Raw genomic sequence first — 24,380 nt, forward strand, 5'->3', positions numbered from 1 at the left:
AGCTTCAGAGCTTCACGTTCTCCGGAATATGTTTTTCGCCGAATTCGCTGGGAGCAATCTGGAACTGCTGGATAAAACATTTTGAAAAGTAGGAGTGTGAGTTGAAGCCCACCATAAAGCCTACTTCAGAAACGTTGTATTCATTTTGAATGAGCAGCCTGGCAGCCTTCTTGAGCCTGACCAGGCGGATAAATTCATTGGGCCCCTGGCCGGTCAGTGATTTCATTTTCTTGTGAAGGGATGACCTGCTCATGGCCATTTCACGGCTGAGTTCTTCCACGGACAATTGTGGATCGGCCATCCTGGCCTCGATGATGTCGACAATCTTTTGCAGAAATTTCTCGTCACGCCGGTTGGTGGCAAGCGTTACGGTTTCGGCAAACGGCTGTTGTGAGAATTTACGCTTTAACCGGGTCCGTGACTCCAGCTGATTTTTGATCACTACCTTAAGGTGTCGCCAGGTAAAGGGTTTTGTGATGTAAAAATCCGCTCCACTTTCAATACTTTCTATTTCCGCTTCAAGGTTTGACTTGGCGGTCAATAGTATGAACGGAATATGGCTGTAATCAATGTTCGACTTCAGTTCCTGGCAGAGCGCCATGCCGTTCATCTCCGGCATGACGAGGTCTGACACAACCAGGTCCACTTCTTCCTTTTTCAAAGATTCCAGCGCGACCACGCCATTGTCAGCGGTGAGGCATTTATAGCCTTCGGCCGCCAGGCTTAACGAAACGTAGTCACGCATGGAGGCATCATCGTCTACAAACAGTATGGTCTGCCGGCCCACGTCCTGTTTGCTTATAGCGCCCGTTTCTTCCGCCACGGCCACTATACCTCCTGGCTCAGCCTTGTCGGGTCGCTCCAGCGGAATCATCACGGTGAAAATCGTTTTTAATCCTTCCTCGCTTTCCACCATCAGGTCGCCACCGTGTTTGGCAGACAATGATTTCGCCAGCGCAAGACCGATACCTGTGCCGCCAAGATTACTATAGTGGTGCTTTCCGGAAGTAATCTTGAAGAATTTCTTGAAGATGTTTCCCAGGTGTTCCTGGGGTATGCCTATGCCATCGTCTTCAACACTGATGGAAAAGAAACACCGGCCCTGCTCATCTTTGACCGGCTCATGGATGCTCAACTGCACGCGGCTTCGGGTGAACTTAAAGGCGTTGATCAGTAAGTTGCTCAGGATCTTGGTCAACGCTTCAGGATCGGCTTTCACCTCCAACCGGTCGGTGGTGGTGCTCATCGTAAATTGAATGTGTTGCTTGTCGGCAATGGGAGAGAACCTGGCATACAGGGACTGCACGGCGGTGACCAGCTCCATTTTTTCAGTGCTAATGGTGTAAGCCTTACTCTCTATTCTCCTGAAGTCCAGCAGATGGTTGACCAGCGTCAGCAAGCGGTTCGCGTTCTGGTCCATGATTCTGAGGTGGTCCTGCACTTCTGCGCCACCCCTGGCGGACGCAATCAGGTCCTCCAGCGGAGCCGTGATCAGCGATAGCGGTGTCCTGATCTCGTGTGCCATGGTGGTGAAGAACTCGATCTTTTGCTTATAAAATTCCCTTTCCTCTTTGTTCTTCAATTTTTTCAGCCTGATCTTATTCTTTTTCTCCTGCCTGCGGATGGCGCTCTTCCTGGCAATGATAAATATACCCAGCGTTAACAGGCAATAGGCCACATAGGCGAGAGTTGATTTATAGAAGGGAGGAAGAATACTGATGTTCAGCGACGCCTCCTGGTTTTGCCACGTTCCGTCGGTACCGGTGGCTTTTACCCTGAAGACATAGTCACCCGCGGGCAAGTTGGTGTAAGTGGCCTTTCTTTGGTCACCCACGTAGTTCCAATCATCGTCGAACCCCTCCATCTTGAAAGCGTAACTTGTCCTTCCGGGCGACAGGTAGCTCAACGCGGCGTATTCAAAACTGACTACGGACTGCGCATGCGTGAGCGTAAGGTCCCCGGAGTGGTTGATCACTTTTTGCAATGGACTGCCTTCTTCATTTAGGGTGATGTCTTTGTTGAATAACTGCAGGTTTGTAAAGGTCACAGATTGTTGAGATCGTATGCTCGTAATGCTATCCGGGTGAAACACGTTGAATCCGTTGATACCGCCAAAATAGAACCGGCCGTCCGATGCCTTCATATAAGCCTTGTAGTTGAACTGTGGGCTCTGAAGATTATCAAATTTGTCGTAGTGTTTGCCCGTTTGTTGACCGGGATCAAAGTTGATGATGCCGTTATTGGTCGAGAGCCACAGCTGCCCCCTGTTATCTTCGAGAATGCCGTAGATCAGGGAGGCGGGAATGCCGTGGTGTTCATCGAATACTTTGAATGTGCTCGTTTTGCGATCGAAGTAGTTGAGGCCGCCGCCGTCTGTACCCAGCCACAGGTTGCCGTCTTTGCCGCAATAGATCGAGATGATCTTGTTGGTGCTGGGTGAGGTGGGGCCGCTATCCTTTCCAAATTGCAGCCACTCGTCGGTGTTACGGTTGTGCGCCACCAGGCCATTGTTGTAGGTGGCAAACCAGATTACACCCTGAGCGTCTTCATAGATGTCATAAATAACAGACCGTCCGAGTTTCTTTCGGGTGATCCGGTTGAAGTTGTCCTTCTTCGGATTGTAGAGGTTCACACCGGCCACGGTTCCCACCCAGATCCTGCCGCGGCGGTCTTCGTTGATGGTGTAGACCGTGTTGTTGCTCAGCGAATGATCGTCAGCGGGATCGAACTGGTATCTTTTGATTTTGCCGGTGCGCGGATTGTAAATGTTCAATCCGCCCGCGAAGGTACCGATCCAGATGTTGCCATGCTTGTCCTTATACAGCGCATGGATATTGTGATACGATAGTTTCTCCTGGCCGGGTTCGAAAGGATATTGCCTGAAGGTTTTGGTCTGCGCCTCAAAAAGGTTCAAGCCCCCGTCTTCCGTTCCTACCCATATTCTGCCGGGTCCGTCTTCGAGAAACGCACTGACGGCGTTGCCGGATAGGGTGTTCTTTTCTTCTGTGGGATAGTATAACGCGAAGTTCGTGTCGTCCGGATGAAAATAGCTCACGCCCCCAAAATAAGTACCCAGCCAGATGCCACCCTCCTTGTCTTCAAAAATTGAATAAACCGCATCATCGCTGATGCTGTGCGGATCGTTGTTCTTGTTGACGTAATGCCGGAAAGTTTGCGTGGGGATATCGAGTATATTCAGCCCCTTTTCGGTGCCGATGTATAACTTATCGGGGGCAGGTTGATAAATAGACCTGACGATATCATCATTGATGGAGTTCTTCTTATCGGATTTGATGTAGCGGATAAACTTGTCCGTGTTCTTATTATATACATTGAGTCCGCCCGTGAGTGTGCCCACCCAGATATTTCCTGAAAGGTCTTTGTGAAGCGAAATGATGTTGCTGTTCGAGATGGAGCCGTCCTGTTCGCCCGCGTAGTAATGCCGCATTTTTAGTGTTTGTGGATTCAGCACATCCAGGCCCTTCACCGTTCCCATCCAGATGTTCCCGTCGTTGTCTTCTGCAAGAGCCCTGACGAGATTGATGGAAATGGTATTGGGGTCGTCGTTTCGATGTACAAAATTCCTGACCGAGCCGTCGGCGGGATTGTATTGGAATACGCCCTTGCTGGTTGTAGCGATCCATAAGGAACCGCGGCGATCCCTCATGATGTCGAAGACCAGGTTCGTGCCCACGGTATCGAACCGGTGAAAAGCCTCCGTTTCGAGATCGAGGATAAAGAGGCCTTCCTCTGTACCGATCCAATATGTCTTGGCGTCGTACTTGAAAATCTTTCGGATAAAATTATTGCCAATGGAAGATGGATTGTTCTTATCGAACTTGAAGGATTTGAACTGATAGCCATCAAACCGGCTCAGCCCGTCTTTGGTGCCAAACCACATGTAACCCTGCTCATCCTGCGAGATCGCCCAGATGGTGTTCGACTTCAGGCCGTCCGTCACCGCATAGTTTCTGAAATGAATGCGATCCTGCGCATAGACACGTATGCAGAGAAAGGAGAGAAGTAGGACAAGCGTTGCTGCGCGTGGTTTTTTCAGGGGTTTCATAAGAACGACTCGTTGCTTTCGGCTTTGTATAAAGGACTGATGACTGGACGCTTTACCCGCAGGTGGATCATAAGCGTTTTAAATTAAGTCATTTTTTCGGCTCTTGCTCAGAAAAAAAGCTCGTTTTGATTCAAATCAAACGTTTGTTGTTCGCTTTTCCATGGCCGGTAACTGGTTGCCGCGCAACGCTCGCCCGAGAGGACGTCAAATCAACAATTTTGCTATTCTTAACTACAAAATTGACAGCAATTTCTCGCCCGTCAGGGTATTATTGCGGCCCATGATCCCTACCACGATGACTCATCTCAGAAACGTTATCCCTTGCGCGGTGACGATAATGCTGACCCTGCTGTGGGCCGGTATTCACAACGTGCATGCCAACCGCTTGATATCGACGCCGGATGGAAAGCGTGAAAAACCCAATATTATCTTTATTCTGGCTGACGATCTGGGATGGGGCGAATTGGGCTGCTATGGAAATTCCTTTAATGAAACGCCCAACCTTGACAAGCTGGCCTTACAAGGTATCAGGTTCACACAGGCCTATGCGGCAGCACCGGTATGTTCTCCCACGCGCGCGAGCATCATGACCGGGCAATATCCTGCCCGTGTGGGCATCACCGACTTCCTGGCGCCCGCCAGCGGCCGGCTGCTGGATCCAGCCCGGTATATCACCATAAACGAAGCGCTCGGCCAGGCAGGTTACCGCACCGGCCTGGTGGGCAAATGGCACCTGGATACCGACTTTAAAAACAATAAAGGCGGCCCCGGTAAACATGGATTCGACGAAGTCATCGGAACCGAAACAAAATACATCGCCGATGGAGATTATTTTTTTCCCTATGACAAGATCAGCACATTTTCGAATGGAGTAGCAGGCGAATACCTGACGGACAGACAAAGCGAAGAAGCCGCCGGGTTCATTCAAAGAAACAAAAGGAGCCCGTTTTATTTGTTCCTGTCGTACTACAGCGTGCACACCAGGCTCGATGCCCCCGAAGCGCTGGTCAACAAATACAAAAGAAAGTTTGACGCAAAGTACGGCGAAGGCCAGGCAGAGAAACTATTTGAAGGAAAAGCAGGACACCAATCCGATCATCACGACAATCCTTATCTGGCCGCGATGCTGGAGCGCATGGACGCCGGTGTGGGAAAGATCATGGACGCCCTTGAGCGCAATGGACTCGCAGACAATACGCTCCTGGTCTTCTTCTCCGACAACGGCGGCGCCAATCATGTTGCTAACAACGGCGGCCTTCGCATGAACAAAACCTGGTTATACGAAGGCGGCATTCGCGTGCCGCTGATTATGCGTTTGCCCGGCACAATAAAAGCCGCAAGTGTAACAGACGCACCGGTGAGCAGCCAGGACTTTTATCCGACATTTGTGGACATCGCCCGGGCCGCGATGCCGCGGGGATATCGGGTGGATGGCACCAGCCTGTATCCCCTCGTCACCAAAGGCAAGGTACCTGAACGTGAAGCCATGTTCTGGCATTATCCCGCCGAGACGGGAAAGTGGAAGAACAGGATGTCCAGCGCCATACGGAAAGGTGACTATAAGCTGATCTATTTTTACGTCAGCAAGCGAGCGGAGCTGTTTAATCTTAAAGCCGACCCGGAAGAAAAGCAAAACCTGGCCGACCAAATGCCTGCCCAGGTAAGTGAATTGATGGAGGCGCTGAATAAGTGGAAGGCGGAAGTTAAAGCTGAACAAGCCGGTATATGATGAAATGGACGCTACTACTTTTCTTTCTCCCCGCATGCGCTTTTTTTTTCGCTTGCCAATCTCCCGGTAAAGACGATCAACCGGAAGGTATGGTGTGGATTCCGGGAGGACAATTTACCATGGGATCAAATGATCAAAAGTCCTATGAACATGAAAGGCCCGCGCATTTGATTAGCGTTGACGGTTTTTGGATGGATATCACGGAAGTGACGAATCTTCAATACAAAAAGTTTGTGGAGGCTACTGGTTATGTGACTGTGGCCGAGCGGGTGCCCGACTGGGAAGTGCTCAAGCTGCAACTGCCTGCCGGTACGCCAAAACCGGATGACAGTTTACTGGCCCCGGGCTCTTTGGTATTCACGCCGCCGAACGAACCCGTCTTGACATTAAACGATTGGTCAAAATGGTGGCGTTGGAAAACAGGAGCCAATTGGAGGTCACCGGAAGGTCCCGGAAGTACCCTGGAGGGGCGATGGGATCACCCCGTCGTTCATATCGCCTACGAGGATGCCGTGGCCTATTGTAAGTGGGTTGGTAAGCGGTTGCCCACAGAGGCTGAGTGGGAGTTTGCCGCCCGCGGAGGCAAGCAGGAATTGGTCCATCTATCGGATGCCGACCTTAGCATGGATGGGAAATTTACCGCGAATTATTTTCAGGGTAGTTTTCCAAACCATGACCTTTCCCAGGACGGATTTAAAGGAACGTCGCCCGTAGCCACCTTCCCGGCAAACGGTTATGGGTTGTATGATATGATCGGCAACGTTTGGGAATGGACCGGTGATCTTTACCATATCGGCTATTATCAACGGCTCTCCCGTAACGGCGTTTCCAGGAATCCAAAAGGGCCCGAGATATCATACGACCCGATAGAACCGGAGGTGAAGAAGTATGTCACCAAAGGCGGTTCCTTTTTATGCGCTTCGGATTACTGTTCCAATTACCGGATAAGTGCCAGACAGGGAACTGCGTTTGACACAGGGTTATCACATATTGGGTTCAGGTGTGTGAAGTGATTTCTTGTGTTGACCGGCACACGTAACATTCAAAGGGGCATTGGTTTTGGGGATTTGTGTCCTGGAATGGCTAATTAATTCGATGAATAATATTAACCATTCCGGTCTGTCCGTCATAAGAAGGCATTACACTCGTTTGACCGCCTTTATTTTTCTTACCCCAACGATACTGGTGGGTGAGGTATGCCAGATTTGTGGTTAGTATACCAATACCTGCTCCTGCCAGTACATCGGAAAGCCAATGCCTGTTATTCATAACACGCATTGTCCCGACTCCGGTAGCTATTGTATAGGCTCCGATACTATACCATATACTTTTATGGCCATACTCTCTGGCCATAAAAGTTGCTGTTGCAAAGGCCTGCGCAGTGTGTCCCGAAGGGAAAGATGTTAATTCTTTAGTATCTGGTCTGGGTACTGCTGTAATTCGTTTCAAAGAAAATGTTAGAATCCCTACCATCATCTCGGACTTAATTAAAATGGCGGTACGATTAGCGAAATCATTTTTTCCTTTTACACCAAGCCAATTTAGCCCGTACACAATCATAATAGGGGAATGTTGCAAGTAGTCGTCAGCATGACGCCGGAAGTGAGGTATATATCTATTTCTTTCTTCCTGAATCTCATAGTTATCATCATTATCATCGTCTAAAGTAAATAATCCTGCAGCCGTAAATAGTACTGGTGCAATAACTGCCCGTCGGAATGCAACTGACTTTAGCGAGATGTTTCTAATAAAAAGATTTTTTTGGAACGTAGGAGGATCGCTTTTTAACTCGCGCGTCATTTCATCCAGCGCAAAGCCGGAAACCATACGGGCAGGATCATTAAATAAGCCATCATACCGTTTGGGTTCTTCCATGGTAAATGCCCGAGCACGGGTAAGAGCCATTTCACTATCAATAGTTGGGTCAGATTCATTTACCACAAAGTTTACTCCGGGCAATGAACTATTTGATTCCCGGTCGGCGATTTTTCCTTTTACAGTCTGCGTGATCGACTGGGCCTTTAGAGAAATTGTAATAAACATAGTTAAAGCCAGAACGGATAAAAGTCTTTTAAACAAAAGAAACATGACGATTAGCGTGAAATTGAGTTTTGTTTGGTTAAGACAATTCAATTGTTACTTCCCCCTATGGTTACATGATTTTTCAATGGTTTTTAAATTTGTTGCTCACTTCGGGATGTTTAGGTTTTGAGTAACAAACTGGTATCGAAAAGTAATGGGGTCGGGATATGCTAAGTCATTGATAATCATCTTTAAAAGCCGGATTCATAGGTTAGTTGAAGAGCGAATACCCTGCGTAACTAACTAATTATCAGTTGAGGTAAGCGGCTGCTTCCCAATACAGAATCTTTCAGCGCTGATGGACAGCGCATTACACGAGTTGAATAACAAAGTAGTACAAAATTTGCCTAAACAACCAGAAGAATCCCTAGAAATGCTTCTCTTCGAAAACCACCTACGACAAGAGAACAATGTCTCTCACCTTAAAGACTACTCACTCTTCAACGTAGTGGCCGGGTTGATTCTTGCCATTGTCAGCGTGAGGTAGCCTAATGTAACCCACGATAGTAAAATCAAAAATATTCCAGCGCCAATGAAAATGATTGGATTCAACGTAACGCGATAAGCAAAATTCTGAAGCCAGTGTTGCATGATCCAGATTACAACCGGTGTAGCGATGATTACGGCAACCAAAATCAGAATAGTAAAATCCTTAAGCAACAAAACCACAAGATTGCCGAACTCAGCACCGAGAACTTTTCTTACACTGATTTCCTTGGTCTTGTTGCGGAATGTGAGTGCTGCGATTCCCAGCAGTCCAAAGCAGGCAATCAAAATGGCTACTCCTGAGAATGCAATGATAACGCGATTGATATTTTGCTCATTGCGATATTGTTGGTTAAGATTATCAGCCAGGAAAAAGAACTCGAACGTAAACCTGTTGTCGAATTTTTTCCAGGTTCCTTCTATTTCCTTAATCGTTTTGTTGAAATCATGGGTGTTGAGTTTTAGAACGATGTAATTGAAACCATTATTTCCCAATTTGATCAACAATGGTTTTACTGTGTGATGCAGGGATTGAAAATTAAAATCTTTCACAACGCCGATCACAGTCGCCTTCAGGGCATCGCCATCTCGTTCCCAGATAATTTGCTTTCCCACGGGATGATCGAGCTGAAGATTGCGCGCAGTAGTTTCGTTAATCAGAAATGCATTGTCTGCATCCGCAGGATTCTCCCTTAGGAAATCACGTCCTTCCACCAGCGAAATGTTTAATACTTTAAGAAAATCGTGATCAACAATGAGCTCCGAAGCATCAATATCATTTTCAGGATGAGCCGATTCAAAAATTTCATTTTGATTGAATGATCGCCCCGGAATGTTAGATGCTGCTGAAACTTCTTTCACACCGGCAAGTTGCCGGAATTCTGTCTCTACGTCTGCGAAGCGATCTCCCAAGGCATCCTGATTTTTTACGGGTATTACGATCACTTCTTCTTTGCTAAAACCAACAGATCTGTTTTGAACTGTCTGAAGCTGATTGAAGATTATGACTGCAGCACAAATCAGTACCATCGATGCACTGAACTGAAAAACAGTAAAGGCCTTGCGTATCGAAGTTCCCTTTGGACTTTGCAGAAATTTACCTTTCAGCACTGCGGTTGGTTTTACTGACGATAAGTAGAGTGACGGATAAATACCGGACACAAGTCCAACGACAATTCCGATCGCTGCCAAAATCGTGATCAATGAGATCATCGAAAACTGAACTGCACTTTCCGTCATAAAGTTGAACACTGGAACCAGTGTCTGAATCATAGCAAGGGACACCAGCATCGCTGCCAAAGCCACCAGCACAGATTCACCAGTGAACTGAATGATGAGTTGCCTTTTTAAAGCGCCAAGTGATTTGCGAATACCAATCTCCTTTGCGCGCTCTGCTGACTGTGCGGTCGTAAGATTAATGAAGTTGATGCACGCGACGACAAGAATCAGAATTGCAGCAGCAATCATCATGTAAACATAATCTATGTTGCCATTGCCCTCCAGTTCCCAGCGAACATTTGATTTGAGGTGTATATCTGTAATAGGTTGAAGTTTCAGTCCATAACGATTGTCCTCAAAGTATTTCAGATCTTCAGCTGACCAATCCACATAATTTTTGAGCCAGGGCATTAATTGACTTTCAAGTTTTTTTGCATCTGTTCCAGGTTTCAGTCTTACATAATTATAGTGTCCGAAATCTGCCCAGGTGTAGTACTGACTTTGCGGATCTTCGAGTGCTTTTTCAAGAACATAGGAAACGAGGAAGTCGAAATGAAAATGCGAAAGCTCCGGAACATCTTTGAATACCGCTACGACTTCGGTAAGCGTTTTGTCGTCATTGACCGAGAGAAATTTTCCGATAGGATTTTCATCACCGAAGTATTTGTGTGCGGCTTTTTCTGAGATCAGCAAGCCACCCATTTTTTTCAGCGCCTTGTCGGGATCACCTTTTACGATCGGAAATGAAAAAACTTTGAAGAATGTGGTGTCAACTGCCAGCACACCGGTTTCATCGTATTGAATGTTTTTCTGCGGGTTGCGGATGGAGAACGTTTCGCGTGTAAGGCCAGGGCCCCAGAGGGGAGAAAGACTTACAGCATTTTCTACTTCAGGAAAGTCGTGCACCATCGCCTGTGCGAGCGGATGAGGAGTTCGTGTTTGTGGATTATCGTTTTCCCACATAACGCGATAGATATTTTCTGAACCTTCATGAAATTTATCGTACGCAAGTTCTCTGCTAAGATATTGATTGATGAGGAACACGCATGTGATACCCAAGGCAAGCCCCAGAATGTTGATGAGGCTGTAATATTTGTTCTTGAGCAGATTACGAAGCGAGATCTTTAAATAATTGACGATCATAAGTCAGGTTAAGGGTTCCGATGCCTTTGCCATTTTCGGGCCAATGTATAAAACTTGCAATTACCGAGGTTTAGTAAGGTATTTTGAAAGATTTACCGTTCGGTTGTGAGGTTTGGTGATCGGTGGCGGACATGGTCTTTTGCTGGCTTCTTTCTCTACGAGCTTACACTTTGGTACAGTTTGCACGCTATCTCCATACATTTTTTTAGCCATCTGATTTTCTTCATCAGTATGTATTTAGTGACGTTGAGGCAATGTTCCGGAGACATGACTCACGCGTTTATGGTGTTATTGCGATTTCGTTGGGGAATGTTTAGGGAAATCATTTCCCGATACAAAACTTAGAAAAGATATTATCCAGCAGATCTTCTGTTGTAATAGAACCCGTGATCTCCCCGAGGTAATGTAACGCCTGTCGTATATCCATGGCCAGGAAATCGCCGGTTATACCGTTGTCCATGCTGTCCAGCACGCGGGTCAGCGCATCATTTGTCTGCAGCAGGTTCTGATAGTGTCGCAGGTTCGTGACCAATACGTCGCCGGTGGTAACAGTCCGGATCTTGAACAGGTCGAGCAGGCGATCTTTCAGTCCCTGGATATTTGTTTTGCCCGCGGCGGATATGAACGTGAAGTCGTGGGAGCGAAGCGTCTCTACCAATGTCGGATCGGCCTTATCGATCTTATTGCCTACTTTCAGATAGGGGATGCCCAGCTCCTTGAGTGTACCCTCTTCTTCTTCAATTTGAGCCGATGTAGTGGACGAGAGGTCGATCAGGTATAAAATGACGGATGCTTTCTTCATGCGCTCGCGCGTGCGCTCTACACCCATAGCCTCGATGACGTCCTGTGTTTCGCGCAGGCCGGCGGTGTCAATAAAACGGAAGTTGATGCCGCCGAGGATCATCTCATCTTCGATAACATCACGGGTGGTGCCGGGTATGTCCGAGACGATCGCTTTCTCTTCGTTCAGCAGTGCGTTTAACAAGGTTGACTTACCGGCGTTGGGCTTACCGGCGATCACTGTGGGCACGCCGTTCTTAATCACGTTGCCGTGGTCGAACGATTGGATCAGGGCGCGCAAGTAGGATTGAATGCGCTCGATAAGGTGGCGGAGGTCGTCGCGTTTGGCGAACTCGACATCTTCTTCGCCGAAATCGAGCTCGAGCTCGATGAGGGAGGCAAAGTGGATCAGCTCTTCGCGCAGGTGGGCGATCTCTTTGGAGAAGCCGCCGCGCATTTGGTTGAGGGCCGCCTGGCGGGCGTTATCGGTTTCGGCGTGGATGAGGTCGGCCACGGCTTCGGCTTGCGCCAGATCAAAGCGGCCGTTGAGGAAGGCGCGTTTGGTGTATTCACCCGGTTCGGCCAGGCGGGCGCCTTGTTTGAGCAATACCTTGATGATCTCTTTGGCGATGACAGGGGAGCCGTGGCAGGAAATCTCCACGCTGGGTTCTTTTGTAAACGAGCGATTGCCTTTGAAGATGGCGACAAGCACTTCGTCGATCATGCGGTCTCCGTCAACGATAGTGCCGAAGTGGATGGTGTGCGAAGGCTGCTCCCGCAGGTCCTTGCCGCGGAATGTGCGCTGGACCAGGTCAATGGCATCCGGGCCGGAGAGGCGGATAACGGCAATAGCGGAAATACCTTGCGCCGTAGCCAGCGCGACAATCGTATCGGAGTGCTGCATGGACGCAAAGGTACATCGAAAGCCGGATTTTATAATACACGGCCGGGGCACCTTGTTGGCCATGGATATCGGGCAGGATCTCTATTATCTTGGGGGGATCACAGGATCAACTACTACGGAATATTTTTTCGAAGTTTTGTATCGGGAAGTGAATTCAATTTTTCTTACTGAAAGTCAATGACTTATATCGGTTGACTTGCTTTTTTCACAATTTTTAGACCACTGCGATTTGAAATAGCCATGCTTGTAGAGCAATTGGGCTTTATACAACATCTTGACGTTGGACGACTTTCGGACACAACTTCTCTTCCTTCTCTTCCTTCTATTCTATATCTTACCATGATGGACAAAGTAAAGGTAAAACCCTCAAGCATGAGGAAGACTTGGTTATCTATTTTGGCAGTTGCACTAGTCACTATAGCTGTAAGTAGCTATTTCCTGTTGCAAAGGCAAGCTATTTCGCCTAATAGACCGCAAGAGCCGAAGGGCCCATTTCCATATAAGATAGAGGATGTTTCATTCAGAAACAGCACAGCGAACATTACGCTTTCTGGAACACTTACAGTTCCATCTAGCGTGAATCGTAAAAAACCGGCGGTGATCTTAATCTCAGGCTCCGGACCTCAAAATAGAGATGGTGAGTGGTTTGGTCATAAACCATTCCTAGTAATTGCAGATCATCTCACAAGGCAAGGAATTGCAGTATTGAGATTTGACGATCGGGGTTTCGGGAAATCAACAGGAGATTTTCATTTAGGAACATCTTTAGATTTTTCAACGGACGTGGAAAGCGCAGTGCAGTTCCTAAAAGCCAGACAGGAGCTTGATAGTTGCAAGATTGGCTTGATCGGCCATAGCGATGGTGCTATGGTTGCGTCCATGGTGGCTGCAAGATCAAGCGATGTGAGTTTTATGGTGATGCTTGCAGGGCCTGGAATATCGGGAAGTGAATTGATGGTCAAGAGACAGGTTGCCTGGGAACGAATGGCAGGAAAATCTGAAAGTGAAATTCAACGCTCCAAGGAATATATAGAAACACTAATCAGCATAATCGTTACTGCTGAGAATGAGAACGATCTTCATAGTAGACTAACAAAGTTTGGCAACGAAAATAAGGAGCAAATTCCTGCCGATCAGATACCGCCAAATATGACGAAAGACGAATTCATTTCTCGTCAGGTCGCCATGTTAACGAGTCCTTGGTTCAAGTATTTCTTCACCTACGATCCAAGACCTACCTTGGAAAAAGTAAAATGCCCGGTACTTGTACTTAATGGTGATAAAGACGTTCAGGCAATCGCAGCAGATAATTTACCTGCAATCAAAAGCGCACTAATTACCGGGGGAAATGAAGATTTCAGCATAAAAGAATTGCAGGGACTAAATCATATGTTTCAGGAATGTACTACGGGGATGATTGTCGAGTACCCGAAAATTGAACAGACATTTTCGCCACTAGCTTTGAATGAGATATCTCACTGGATAATTCAGAAAGTGAACGATGATATACGAACAAAAGACTAAGTGAGTGTGATATCCGCTACTATTTTGTTACTCGAATCGTTAAACACACTGACTATCAGTAATGGGCGCATTTTGCATTGGCAGATAGGAACTTGCATCCACCTTTCCTATTTTGGCTATTGCGTTTTATCGTCAGTAATTTCGTTTTTTCAATACGATGCTTTATTCTTTTCAATAGTTTTGTAAAAAAATCAGAAAAATGCAACCGGCCAGAATTCCTTTAACCATGATTCGAACAAAACGCCCCTTTGGAAAACATTGAGTGCTCTTAATTTGGCAACCGGAGAGAGAGTACGCGTGGCAAATACCATTGGATAATGACACGTTAAGGCAACCGACAGGTGTGGCACGACCGAAAACCCGTCGGGGTATATCGTGGGCCTAACAAAAAAGCCATTGACAACACCCTACGATCACTTAGCATCTATCAATTTCAACAGATCATCCGGCATGTGCGATGGCATAGTGATTCCTGAAATAATCCCAGGCCAGTGCAGATACCGTGGCAGGGAACGGTATGCCCTTGAATTTCATATGGAGACATGATCTATGCGCTAGAAGGATTCCTATGTTGTTGGACCAGGCGCCGGTACTTCGTTGCTTGTCATACGCAACTTCTTAAACAGCACTCCATGCGTCGGTGAAAATAACATCGCCAGCGCAAACAGCAGCCCCGTCATACCAGCAATAGCCCCCGCAATCGAGCCGTCCAGCCACACGGCGACATAGTAGCCGCTGAAGGATACCAGCACGCCTGCAATACACGCCAGGACCAGCATCACCAGGAAGTTGTCCGTCAGAAGATACGCCGTGGCAGCCGGGCCGATGAGCAGCGCTACCACCAGGATGGCACCGACCGATTCGAAAGAGGCTACCGTAGTGGCCGATACCGCGCCCATGAGCAGGTAGTGCCAGAACGTAGCGGAGATGCCGAGGGCGCTGGCGAAGGCCGGATCGAACGTCGTGAGCAAAAGCTCCTTATAGCCGAAGGCGATGAAGAGTACGATCAGGGTAAAGATGGCGCCCATGATATATAGAGCCCGCGGGCCAAAGATGAGACCGGTGGGAGAGAGGAGCATATCCAGGGGTACATAAGCGATTTCGCCGTAGAGCACACAGTCCTGGTCGAGGTCGACCTTGCCGGCAAAGAGGGAGATGAGCACTACGCCGATGGCGAACAGCCAGGTGAAGGTGACGCCGATGGAGGCGTCGGTCTGAAGCCGGGCTTTCTTGTGGAGGAATTCGATCAGAAAAGTGGTAAGCATGCCGATGAGGCCGGCGCCGAGCAGCATGGTCAGGGAGTCGCGTGAGCCGGATAGTAAAAAGGCAATGACGATGCCGGGCAGGACGGCGTGCGAGATGGCATCGCCGACCATGGCCATTTTACGCAGGATCAGGAAGCAGCCCAGCAGGCCGCAGCTACAGGCTACGAGCGAGGCGGTCAGGATGATATATAAGTCGTTCATACCGGTTTCTTATAAGGTATCTCGGCCTGGTGGGGATCTACCCGGGGATAGTTCAGCAGGCGTTCCAATTCGGTTTCAAGTTCGGGTGTGAGTAAGTGCTCGATGGTGTCGGCATCGTCGTGCACATGGTCGGGGGCGATGTTGACGTGTGTCGTCAGGTACAGCTCCCACAGACGGTGGATCTTCACCACCCGCTGGCCGCGGCTCATGCCTTCTTCCGTCAGCTGCCAGGCAGTGCCTGTGCGCTGTACGTAGCCCTGGCGTTGGAGCCGGTGAAGCACACTGGCGAGCAGGGCTGCGGGGTAGCGGCGCTTATGCAGAATGTCGGCTTCGGCGTGGGGCCGGAGGAAATTTTTACTTTCTTCTCCCAGCTGGTAGAGCGTCTTGAGGACGTTCTCGTTGTTGATCGTGCGACGGATGCTACGCTGCCGCACCAGCCGGCTGATGACGCCCCGGCGCGGGGCCAGGAAGAAGGATATAAAGGCAATGGTCGAAATAACGATGACGATCCAGGGGCCGGTAGGCATGGCGGGGGCGATGTAGGAGATATAGGCTCCGGCCAGGCCACTGAAGGCGCCGAACACGCTGGCCAGGAAAACCATGACCCCGACCTTGTGCGTCCAGAAGCGCGCCGCGGCGGCGGGCGTGATGAGGATGGCCGCCATGAGCACTACGCCCACGGCCTGGATGCCGATCACGACGGCGAGTACAATGAGCGAGGTCAAGACCAACTCTATTCTGCGTACGGGAAGTCCGATGGACTGCGCATACGCTTTGTCGAAGGCCAGTAAGGAGAACTCTTTAAAGAGCAGGAACACGCAAAGTAGCAATACCACCGCTACCGTGCCGAAGACCATGAGGTCTTCGCCCACCAGCGCGGCGGCTTTGCCGAACAGGAAATGGTCGAGCCCCGACTGGGCTGCATTGCCGCTCTTTTGTATCACCGTCAACATTACGATGCCGACGCCAAAGAATACCGAGAGCACCAGGCCGATGGCCGTGTCTTCTTTAATGCGCGTGCGACGGGTGATGAATTCCACCGATACCAGCGAGAGCCAGCCCGTGATGAACGCGCCGACGATAAGGTAGGCGGGGTTCTTCGTGCCGGAGAGTATAAAGCCGAGGCAGATACCGGGCAGCACGGCGTGCGCGATGGCATCGCCCACGAGCGACTTTTTATGCAGGAAGGTAAAGGTTCCCACGATCGCGGAGCTGGCCGTGAGCAGGATGGAACCGATCACCACAAAGCGGATGTTGGGATCGGCCAGCGAAAGGAAGTCGATCAATGAATTCATAGCGCCGGTTTTGAAATGCCTTCGCGGTTCGGGAAGTGCTCGCGGCGGATCAGGTCGCCGACATCGCTGAGCAGCGTGAGCTTGCCGCCATAGGTTTCCTGCAGGTTCTGCTGCGTGAAGGTCGTCTCGGTAGGACCACACGCCACCAGGCGCGTGTTCAGCATAATGACCCAGTCGAAATACCGTGTAACGGACTGCAGGTCGTGGTGCACGACGATGACGGTTTTCTGCGCCTCTGTCATGGCTTGAAGCAGGCCGATGATGGCTTTCTCGGTGGCGGCGTCCACGCCGGCAAAGGGCTCGTCCATGAAGTATATATCGGCCTGTTGCGCCAGGGCGCGGGCCAGGAAGGTACGTTGCTGCTGGCCGCCGGAGAGCTGGGAGATCTGGCGGTTGGCATAGGCTTCCATGCCTACCTTGCGGAGGCAGTCGAGGGCGACATCACGGTCGGCCTGGCGCACGCGGCGGAAGAGGCCGAGCTTGCCGTAGCGGCCCATGAGCACCACGTCCATGACAGAGGCGGGAAAGTCCCAGTCGACGGATTCGCGTTGGGGTACGTAGCTGATGCGGCCGCGCACGTTGTCGATGGGCTGATCGTAGAGTCGCACGTAGCCGCTGCTGAGGGGCAGCAGGCCCATGACGGTTTTGATGAGCGTAGACTTGCCGGCGCCGTTGGGGCCGATGATGCCGATGAGCTTGCCGGCCGGGAGCTTCAGGTCGATGTTCCACAGCACCGGCTTGCGGTCAAACGCTACGGTCAGGTCGTGTACCTCCAACGCCGGAGTGGTTGTTATGTCAGGTTGCATGATGCGTATTTAGTTCAAGGCTTGTACAATAGTGTTGACGTTGGCGTGGATCATGCCGATGTAGGTACCGGCCGGTGTGCCGGCGGCGCCCATGGCATCGGAGTATAGATTGCCGCCGATCACCACCGGCCAACCTTTTTGACGGCAGCCTTCCAGGACGGCTTCAATGGACCTGGACGACACCGATGTTTCCACGAACAGGGCTTTGATCTTGTGCGATACGATAAAGTTGACAAGGTCGGTCACGTCTTTTACCCCGAACTCGGACATGGTCGAGATACCTTGCAGACCCCGTACCTGTACGTGGTAGGCATCGCCGAAGTATCCAAAGGCGTCGTGCGCCGTAATGAGCACACGCTGGGCCTCGGGCAAGGCGGCCAACGTAGCCTGCACGGCGGCGTGCAGGGAGTCCAGGCGCGCCGCATAGCGGTCGCCGTTGGTTTTATAGTAAGCCGCGTGCGCGGTGTCCTTTGCCTGCAGGGTGTGCGAGACCTGGAGCACGGCTTGTTTCCAGAGGTGCACATTAAACCAGATATGCGGGTCGTGGCTGCCCTGAAAGCCGGGCACCGTGCGCAACTGGTTTTCGGGGATACCATCCGCGACGGCGGTCACGGGCTTGATGCGGTTGAGCTTGCGCAATACTTCCACCATCTTGCCCTCCAGGTGCAGACCGTTGTAAAACACCAGGTCGGCGTCGGAGAGTTTTTGTACATCGCCTTGTGTGGCTTTATACAGGTGGGGGTCTACGCCCGGCCCCATCAGGGCAACGACGTCAGCATATTGGCCCGCGACGTGTTGCACGGCATCGTGGATCATGCCGGTAGTGGTCACGATCAGCAGCTTTTCATGCGGCCTTTTGGGCTTTTCGGTACAACTGCTTGCCAGCAGGATCGCTGCCAGCAGCCAGGTCAGGGGACGTATACTATAATAAGACGATGGGCTCATTCTGTTACCAGTAAGTTTTGCGACGCCTCGCGTGATATAAATACTTTCTTTTTGCCGTCGATCATGATCTCCAGTGAACCGTCAAACTCGATCTTTTCCAGGATCGCGACCGTCGCGCCGATGTATACTCCGATCTTGCTGAGGTATTGCAGAAAGGAGGGCGAGCCGTTGCGTACGGCGCGGATGGTGATCTTCTTTTTACCGCTGCAGTCCGACAGGGGGATCTGTCGCACCTCCACGAACTTGCCCGTCTTGTCGGGGATAGGGTGGCCGTGCGGGTCTACCGTAGGGAACTCCAGGAACTCGTCCAGCTTCTCGATGAGCAAAGCGGACTGTATATGTTCCAGTTGTTCGGCTACATCGTGTACTTCGTCCCACGAAAAGTGCAGCTTTTGCACGAGGAAAGTTTCCCACAGGCGGTGCTTGCGCACGACCATGAGGGCTTCCGCCTTTCCCTGGCGGGTGATCTTGACACCGTAGTACTTCTCGTAGGAGATCATATTTTTAGCCGAAAGCTTTTTGATCATATCCGTTACCGAGGCTGCGCGGGTGTTCATGGTTTCGGCTATTTCGCTGGTCAGCACGGCCTTGGTGCCGCTGCCGGACAGGTGGTAGATGGCTTTGAGGTAATTTTCTTCAGTATAGCTCAGCATGGCTATCAGGTTAACGTACCTGTAAAAATAAAAGTTTAGGGTTATCTAAAAAATTTTTTAGAACATATCTTGGTAAAAGGCGGTTCAGGCGGGCTGGAAGGCCGAAAAAATATTTTCCAAAGAAGCGTGACCTTCCGTGAACGGCCGCATTCTGAGTGCGAATTGAATCTAAACCAAATTCATTTGCTTATGGAAACGAAAGGGAAAGCCAATGACCCCAAGAGCTGGGATGACCTGGTATTTGAAAACCGGAACGTAGATTACGGTGCCTATACCGTACGTAAGTCTTATAATGGAAACCTGACCTCGGGATTTTTCCTCAGCGTATCGTTTGGCGGTTTGTTATTTGTCGTGCCGATAATCACCAGTATGTTCGATGACGGTAGCGACAAACGCGGGCCCGGCCCGGTGGATCCGAAAGTAAATGACACGCTTGTCTTTGTGAATGTCACTCCTCCTGAATTTAAACCACCGCAACCGCCCGCACCGCCCACGCCCCCCGTTACACCGCCAGTCGATCCGCCGGTGGCCAATATAACGCCGGTGGTATCAACCACTGCGCCGATGGAAACGACAATTCCAACCGTCGACGACGTGCTGCAGAACCCGCCTGCCCCGCCCGAGGGCGTTGATGGTGGTGTGGCCGGCGGAGTGGAGGGTGGTCAGGGCACGGTGCCTGTAGATGCCGTTCCGTCAGCCGGTGTAAATCCCAACGAGATCGTTCTGGTGCCGCAAGTGCAGGCATCATATACCGGCGGTATGGAAGCCATGTATAACTTTATCCGCCGCAAGATAAACTATCCCGCCAGCGCTCGCCGGATGGGATTAGAAGGTACCGTATATGTCAGCTTTGTGATCGGCCGCGATGGGAAAGTAACAAAGGTAGAGGTCGTCAGAGGCCTCAGCCCTGACTGTGATAAGGAAGCCGCCCGCGTCATCGCGCTGTTGCCGGGCTGGAATCCGGGCCGTCAGAACGACGTGCCGGTCATGGTGCGCATGACCTTACCCATCAAATTTGCGCTAAATAAATAATGTGTATATATCAAATACTTGTTGTGGTGAGCGGTATATAGTTTAAAGTTTAAGGTTGTCTTTGGCCGGTGATTGCATGCAGTCGCCGGCCTTTTTTATAGCTCGCGTACGAACGTATTGATCACGGCTAGAAGCTTTTCGCCTTCGTGTTCCCAGAAGACATCGTCCGGCACGGTGGTATAGAATGTTTTTTCACGCAGCTGTTGCAGGGCGTGCGCGGCGTTAAAAGATGCCGGTTGAAAGGTTACCGCGGCATCGAACCGTGCAGCATAGTCTGCCCACGGCGCATACTCGATGAGCAGGATCGGCAGGTGATACCCCAGGTACTCGTATAGCTTTGTGGGAAACGAGTGCTCGGTGGCGGGATTGGGAGGATAGGCGATGATGCCCGCGTCGGCCTGCAGGATCTCGCGTTCGATGGCGGGGTGCGGCACCAGGTGGTCGCCGCCATGCAATATAATGTAGGGCATCGTGGCCAGGCGCGCCTGCAGACGGTGCCGTTCGGCCACCAGCGCACAATAGCCGATGATGGTGCCGCGTACGGCCGGATCGTGGCGGTGGAGCGCTTCCAGCAGGTCGAGGAATGTGAAGAGGCCGGTGATCTCCGACAGGGTACCGGTGAACAGGAACTGGCGTGCAGGGGTTTGCCGGGGCGCGGGAGCTACCGCCGGGGGCCGGCGTAATTTATTTTCGATGATGGTCCTCCGGCCCCGGCCAAACGATAGCTCCTGTGCATAGCCCTTTTCGGCCAGGAGGAAATGATGTATGAACCCGGCGCCGATATGCTCGCATACGCGCACATAGCCCGCCACGAGCGGGCGCAGGATGCGCGGGAAGGCGGCAGTATATAAAATGTTGCGGTAGTAGTTTTCCCGCACGTCATATATCAGGCGGCACCGCGTTAAAAGCCGCGCCAGCACGGCCATGAAGATCAGCTCGTGTGTGCAGAACACAAACACGACGGGCCGCAACGCGACCACGCGGGCCAGGATACGCCAGGGCGCCAGCATACGGCCCAGGCTGATGCGGCGGAAGGGACGGAGCGGGTGCACAAGCACATCGTTCCGGAGGGGAGCGGGAGCGCTGCCCGGATAGCCTACGACGTGCACTTCGTAAGCGGCCGACAGGCTGCCGCCCATTTTCTCAAACATGCGCGTATCGTCCACCGGTTTCAGCACCGAGGCGAGGACTATTCTCCTTTTTTTCATTTCTTGCACGTGGATTTAAAACTAAGAAAATGGAACTGAAAGAACTCATTGAAAAAACCTGGGAAGACCGGTCGCTGCTGCAGTCACTGGAAAGCCAGGAGGCTATCCGGTCAGTAGTAGAAAAGTTGGACAAAGGCAAGCTGCGTGTGGCCGAGCCGACAGAAGACGGCAACTGGCAGGTCAATGAGTGGATCAAAAAGGCCGTGATCCTGTACTTCCCCATCCAGCAGATGAAAACCATCGAGGCCGGCCCGTTTGAATTCCACGACAAGATCGATATGAAGCGCAACTTCAAAGATCTGGGCGTGCGAGTGGTGCCGCATGCCATTGCACGGCACGGCTCGTACCTGGCCAAGGGCGTGATCATGATGCCGTCGTATGTCAACATCGGCGCCTATGTAGACGAGTGCACCATGGTCGACACCTGGGCAACGGTAGGGAGCTGCGCACAGATCGGCAAGAACGTACACCTGAGCGGCGGTGTCGGGATCGGCGGCGTGCTGGAGCCTGTACAGGCGGCGCCCGTGATCATCGAAGACAACGCCTTTATCGGCTCACGTTGCATCGTCGTGGAAGGCGTGCGTGTAGGCAAGGAGGCGGTGCTGGGGGCCAACGTGGTGCTGACGTCCAGCTCGAAGATCATCGACGTGACCGGCGCCGAGCCCGTAGAATATAAAAGCTATGTGCCCGAGCGCTCCGTGGTCATCCCGGGTTCGTATACCAAAAAATTCCCGGCAGGCGAGTTCCAGGTGCCGTGCGCGCTCATCATCGGCAAGCGCAAGGAGAGCACCGACAAGAAAACGTCGCTGAATGACGCGTTGCGGGACAATAATGTGGCCGTTTAAGCGTCTTTTTGGACAGAAGGTGTGCTTTCGTAATATTTTCGTAATAACGTTGGCACATCCTTTGAATTTCATAAAACGTTTATTTGTCAATCATGCGCCTTGCGTAAATTTGGATAACGCGATTATGAAAAAGTTGGGTCTCTGGATCACCGCCATAGCTGTCATCTTTGCCTTCACACAAGAAAGCAAAGAGCAGTATTCTGTTGTCAAAAACGAGAGCTTCATGCGGGGTGAAGTCATTCGTTTCAAAATGACGTACGGCATATTCACGGTGGGAAAAGGCAGTGCGACCATTGCCCCTACCTACTATAAAATGAATGACCGCAACTGCTTTAAAGTGGACGTGACCGGCAAGACGGTGGGCATGGTGGATTGGGTAGCGGACGTGGATGACCGGTGGGGAGCGTACATCGATACTGCGGCACTTATTCCCCATCAGTTCTACCGCCGCATCCGCGAAGGACGTTACAAAAAAGATGAATGGACGAATTTCGATCATGAAAAACGCAAGATCGAGGTCAAGACCATCAATAATAAAACCGGCCAATTTAAAGAGCCCAAATACTACGACGCCCCTGCCCAGGTGCGCGATATGATCGCCGGTTTTCTGTACCTGCGCGTACAGGATTTTTCGAAGCTCAAGGTAAAAGATACTGTGCTGATCACCGGGTTCTTCGAGGATGAGTTTTACAAAATGAAAATTGTCTACCAGGGCAAGGAAACCGTCAAGATCAAGGTGGGCAAGGTACGGGCGCTCAAGTTTAAGCCCCTGATGCCCAAAAACGAGGTCTTTGATGGTGAAAACTCCATTACTGCCTGGTTTTCAGACGATAAGAACCGCATTCCCCTCAAGATCGACGCCAAGATGTTCATTGGCAGCGCGGGGGTGGAGCTGACGGAATACTCCGGGCTCAAAAATCCCCTGAACATTGTCAAGTAACGGCCGGCGCGCCGTGCAACCTTTTTGAAATTGGCGCATCTTTGTCGTGTACTGCGCAAAAATTTCATTGGAGGCGACCACGATACACCTGCATGCCGATCTGATTGCCCGCTGCCGCGTGGGCGACCGGGACGCGCATTACCAGCTGTATAAGCTGTATGCCAAAGCCATGTACAACGTGGGCTACCGTATCATCGGCGACCGCGACGAGGCCGACGACGTCTTACAGGAAGCCTTTATCAGCGCCTTTCGCAGCTTGGACCACTACCGGGGCGAGTCTACCTTTGGCGCGTGGCTGAAACGCATAGTCGTAAACAAGGCCATCAACGCCCTGCATAAGCGCCGGTACGAAGCCATGCCCGACGACGACCGCTGGGATGTGCCCGAAGAGGCCGCGGAAGAATATGCCGACCCGCTGACGGTTGAGCGTGTAAAAACCGCCATCCACCAGCTCCCCGACGGCTACCGGTCTGTGCTGTCGCTATATTTGCTGGAAGGCTACGACCACCAGGAGATCGCCGAGATCATGAACATCTCGGAGTCCACCTCGAAGTCGCAGCTCAACCGCGCCAAGAGCAAGCTCAAAGAACTACTCGCTAAACCACCACGCTCATGATCGAAGATTTCATCCGCCAAAACCGGGAGGCGTTCGACGACCAGGAACCATCTCCCCGCAACTGGAAAAAGATCGAAGCCACGTGGCCCGCACAACGGCCGGGATGGTGGCAGTCGGTAACGCTGTGGCGCGCCGCGGCGATGCTGTTTATGGCGCTGTCGGCGTACCTGCTGTTACCGAAGGAATGGAAGCCGCACGCTCCGCCCGAACGTGTGGCGCTAAACGAATTCAAGGATGTGGAGGCGTATTATGTGAAGGAGATTTCCAATAAGGTCGCGTTGATCGATGCGTTTCAGCGAAATGAAGGGGTGGATGGGTTTACGCAGGACTTTCAGCAGTTGGAGGCGATGTATATGGTGCTGAAAGAGGAAATGCAGAAAAGGCCGAGTGACCAGGTGAAGGATGCGCTGGTGCTGAATCTTTTGGTGCGGATCGATCTGCTGAACCAGCAATTGCATATGCTGGAGAAGGAGCGGCCCGGGAAGAAGCCGGATGCAGAGATATGACGGCGCATGCTGGCGCAGGTTCCGCATCTATGCGCCCGGCGCTAAACTTTCGCCAACAAACGCTTCGAACCAGCCCTGAAAGGGCGTGATATAATAGCCCAGGCTAGAGCGTCAGCGAGGGCCTGGGTTGACAGAC

General features: G+C 51.1%; 18 protein-coding genes. 8 read left to right on the forward strand and 10 right to left on the reverse strand.

The genetic code is table 11. The features are described 5' to 3' along the window. Positions 1-4 precede the first annotated feature (4 nt). Positions 5-4,066 carry a hybrid sensor histidine kinase/response regulator transcription factor gene (locus KK078_RS18215; protein WP_254091737.1) on the reverse strand — a complete coding sequence of 1,354 codons (4,062 nt, stop codon included), beginning with the start codon at positions 4,064-4,066 and terminating at the stop codon, positions 5-7. A 295-nt stretch (positions 4,067-4,361) separates the two neighbouring features. On the opposite strand from KK078_RS18215, the gene KK078_RS18220 reads away from it, so the two are divergent. Both KK078_RS18220 and KK078_RS18225 read left to right on the forward strand, forming a co-directional pair. Next, a complete protein-coding gene (locus KK078_RS18220; protein WP_254091738.1) occupies positions 4,362-5,795 on the forward strand; it encodes a sulfatase in 1,434 nt (477 codons plus the stop codon). Next, positions 5,792-6,808 carry a formylglycine-generating enzyme family protein gene (locus KK078_RS18225; protein WP_254091739.1) on the forward strand — a complete coding sequence of 339 codons (1,017 nt, stop codon included), beginning with the start codon at positions 5,792-5,794 and terminating at the stop codon, positions 6,806-6,808. Before KK078_RS18220 ends, KK078_RS18225 begins: the two co-directional genes overlap by 4 nt. 70 nt (positions 6,809-6,878) lie before the next feature. On the opposite strand, the gene KK078_RS18230 is transcribed toward KK078_RS18225, so the two are convergent. From KK078_RS18230 to mnmE, 3 genes are all read right to left on the reverse strand, one after another. Further along, positions 6,879-7,883 carry a phosphatase PAP2 family protein gene (locus tag KK078_RS18230; protein ID WP_254091740.1) on the reverse strand — a complete coding sequence of 335 codons (1,005 nt, stop codon included), beginning with the start codon at positions 7,881-7,883 and terminating at the stop codon, positions 6,879-6,881. Between the two features lie 423 nt (positions 7,884-8,306). Then, positions 8,307-10,724, reverse strand: coding sequence for an ABC transporter permease (locus KK078_RS18235; RefSeq protein WP_254091741.1), 2,418 nt, complete (start codon positions 10,722-10,724; stop codon positions 8,307-8,309). Positions 10,725-11,046: 322 nt separating this feature from the next. After that, positions 11,047-12,408, reverse strand: a complete 1,362-nt coding sequence (mnmE, locus tag KK078_RS18240) for a tRNA uridine-5-carboxymethylaminomethyl(34) synthesis GTPase MnmE (protein WP_254091742.1) — start codon at positions 12,406-12,408, stop codon at positions 11,047-11,049. Positions 12,409-12,780: 372 nt separating this feature from the next. On the opposite strand from mnmE, the gene KK078_RS18245 reads away from it, so the two are divergent. Next, positions 12,781-13,932, forward strand: a complete 1,152-nt coding sequence (locus KK078_RS18245) for an alpha/beta hydrolase (protein ID WP_254091743.1) — start codon at positions 12,781-12,783, stop codon at positions 13,930-13,932. Positions 13,933-14,498: 566 nt separating this feature from the next. On the opposite strand, the gene KK078_RS18250 is transcribed toward KK078_RS18245, so the two are convergent. Genes KK078_RS18250 through KK078_RS18270 form a run of 5 tightly spaced genes read right to left on the reverse strand, consistent with a single transcriptional unit; the run spans position 14,499 to position 19,097 of the window. Further along, positions 14,499-15,398 (reverse strand): metal ABC transporter permease, encoded by a 900-nt coding sequence (locus tag KK078_RS18250; protein ID WP_254091744.1) that lies wholly within the window; start codon positions 15,396-15,398, stop codon positions 14,499-14,501. Further along, entirely contained in the window at positions 15,395-16,693 is a 1,299-nt protein-coding gene (locus KK078_RS18255; protein ID WP_254091745.1) for a metal ABC transporter permease, read from the reverse strand. The genes KK078_RS18250 and KK078_RS18255 overlap by 4 nt, the downstream gene beginning before the upstream one ends. Beyond that, the gene (locus tag KK078_RS18260; RefSeq protein ID WP_254091746.1) at positions 16,690-17,499 is read right to left on the reverse strand and encodes a metal ABC transporter ATP-binding protein; all 810 of its coding nucleotides are present in this window, start codon (positions 17,497-17,499) and stop codon (positions 16,690-16,692) included. Before KK078_RS18260 ends, KK078_RS18255 begins: the two co-directional genes overlap by 4 nt. A gap of 9 nt (positions 17,500-17,508) precedes the next feature. Further along, positions 17,509-18,444: a metal ABC transporter solute-binding protein, Zn/Mn family gene (locus tag KK078_RS18265; protein WP_254091747.1), complete on the reverse strand. Its 936-nt coding sequence runs from the start codon at positions 18,442-18,444 to the stop codon at positions 17,509-17,511. Further along, the gene (locus KK078_RS18270; RefSeq protein ID WP_254091748.1) at positions 18,441-19,097 is read right to left on the reverse strand and encodes a metal-dependent transcriptional regulator; all 657 of its coding nucleotides are present in this window, start codon (positions 19,095-19,097) and stop codon (positions 18,441-18,443) included. Before KK078_RS18270 ends, KK078_RS18265 begins: the two co-directional genes overlap by 4 nt. A 189-nt stretch (positions 19,098-19,286) precedes the next feature. Here KK078_RS18270 and KK078_RS18275 point away from each other — a divergent pair, with 189 nt between their 5' ends. Further along, the gene (locus KK078_RS18275) at positions 19,287-20,129 is read left to right on the forward strand and encodes an energy transducer TonB (RefSeq protein WP_254091749.1); all 843 of its coding nucleotides are present in this window, start codon (positions 19,287-19,289) and stop codon (positions 20,127-20,129) included. A gap of 95 nt (positions 20,130-20,224) precedes the next feature. On the opposite strand, the gene KK078_RS18280 is transcribed toward KK078_RS18275, so the two are convergent. Then, positions 20,225-21,337 (reverse strand): glycosyltransferase family protein, encoded by a 1,113-nt coding sequence (locus KK078_RS18280; protein WP_254091750.1) that lies wholly within the window; start codon positions 21,335-21,337, stop codon positions 20,225-20,227. A gap of 29 nt (positions 21,338-21,366) precedes the next feature. Here KK078_RS18280 and KK078_RS18285 point away from each other — a divergent pair, with 29 nt between their 5' ends. The 4 genes from KK078_RS18285 to KK078_RS18300 all read left to right on the forward strand — a co-directional run bounded on the left by KK078_RS18285 (position 21,367) and on the right by KK078_RS18300 (position 24,244). Next, positions 21,367-22,182: a 2,3,4,5-tetrahydropyridine-2,6-dicarboxylate N-succinyltransferase gene (locus KK078_RS18285; RefSeq protein ID WP_254091751.1), complete on the forward strand. Its 816-nt coding sequence runs from the start codon at positions 21,367-21,369 to the stop codon at positions 22,180-22,182. 124 nt (positions 22,183-22,306) lie between these two features. After that, the gene (locus tag KK078_RS18290) at positions 22,307-23,122 is read left to right on the forward strand and encodes a DUF3108 domain-containing protein (RefSeq protein ID WP_254091752.1); all 816 of its coding nucleotides are present in this window, start codon (positions 22,307-22,309) and stop codon (positions 23,120-23,122) included. 46 nt (positions 23,123-23,168) lie between these two features. Then, positions 23,169-23,738: an RNA polymerase sigma factor gene (locus KK078_RS18295; protein WP_254091753.1), complete on the forward strand. Its 570-nt coding sequence runs from the start codon at positions 23,169-23,171 to the stop codon at positions 23,736-23,738. After that, the gene (locus KK078_RS18300) at positions 23,735-24,244 is read left to right on the forward strand and encodes a hypothetical protein (RefSeq protein ID WP_254091754.1); all 510 of its coding nucleotides are present in this window, start codon (positions 23,735-23,737) and stop codon (positions 24,242-24,244) included. Before KK078_RS18295 ends, KK078_RS18300 begins: the two co-directional genes overlap by 4 nt. Positions 24,245-24,380: the final 136 nt, after the last annotated feature.

This window comes from Dawidia soli (assembly GCF_018598185.1).
Taxonomy (GTDB): Bacteria; Bacteroidota; Bacteroidia; order Cytophagales; family Cyclobacteriaceae; genus Ohtaekwangia; species Ohtaekwangia soli.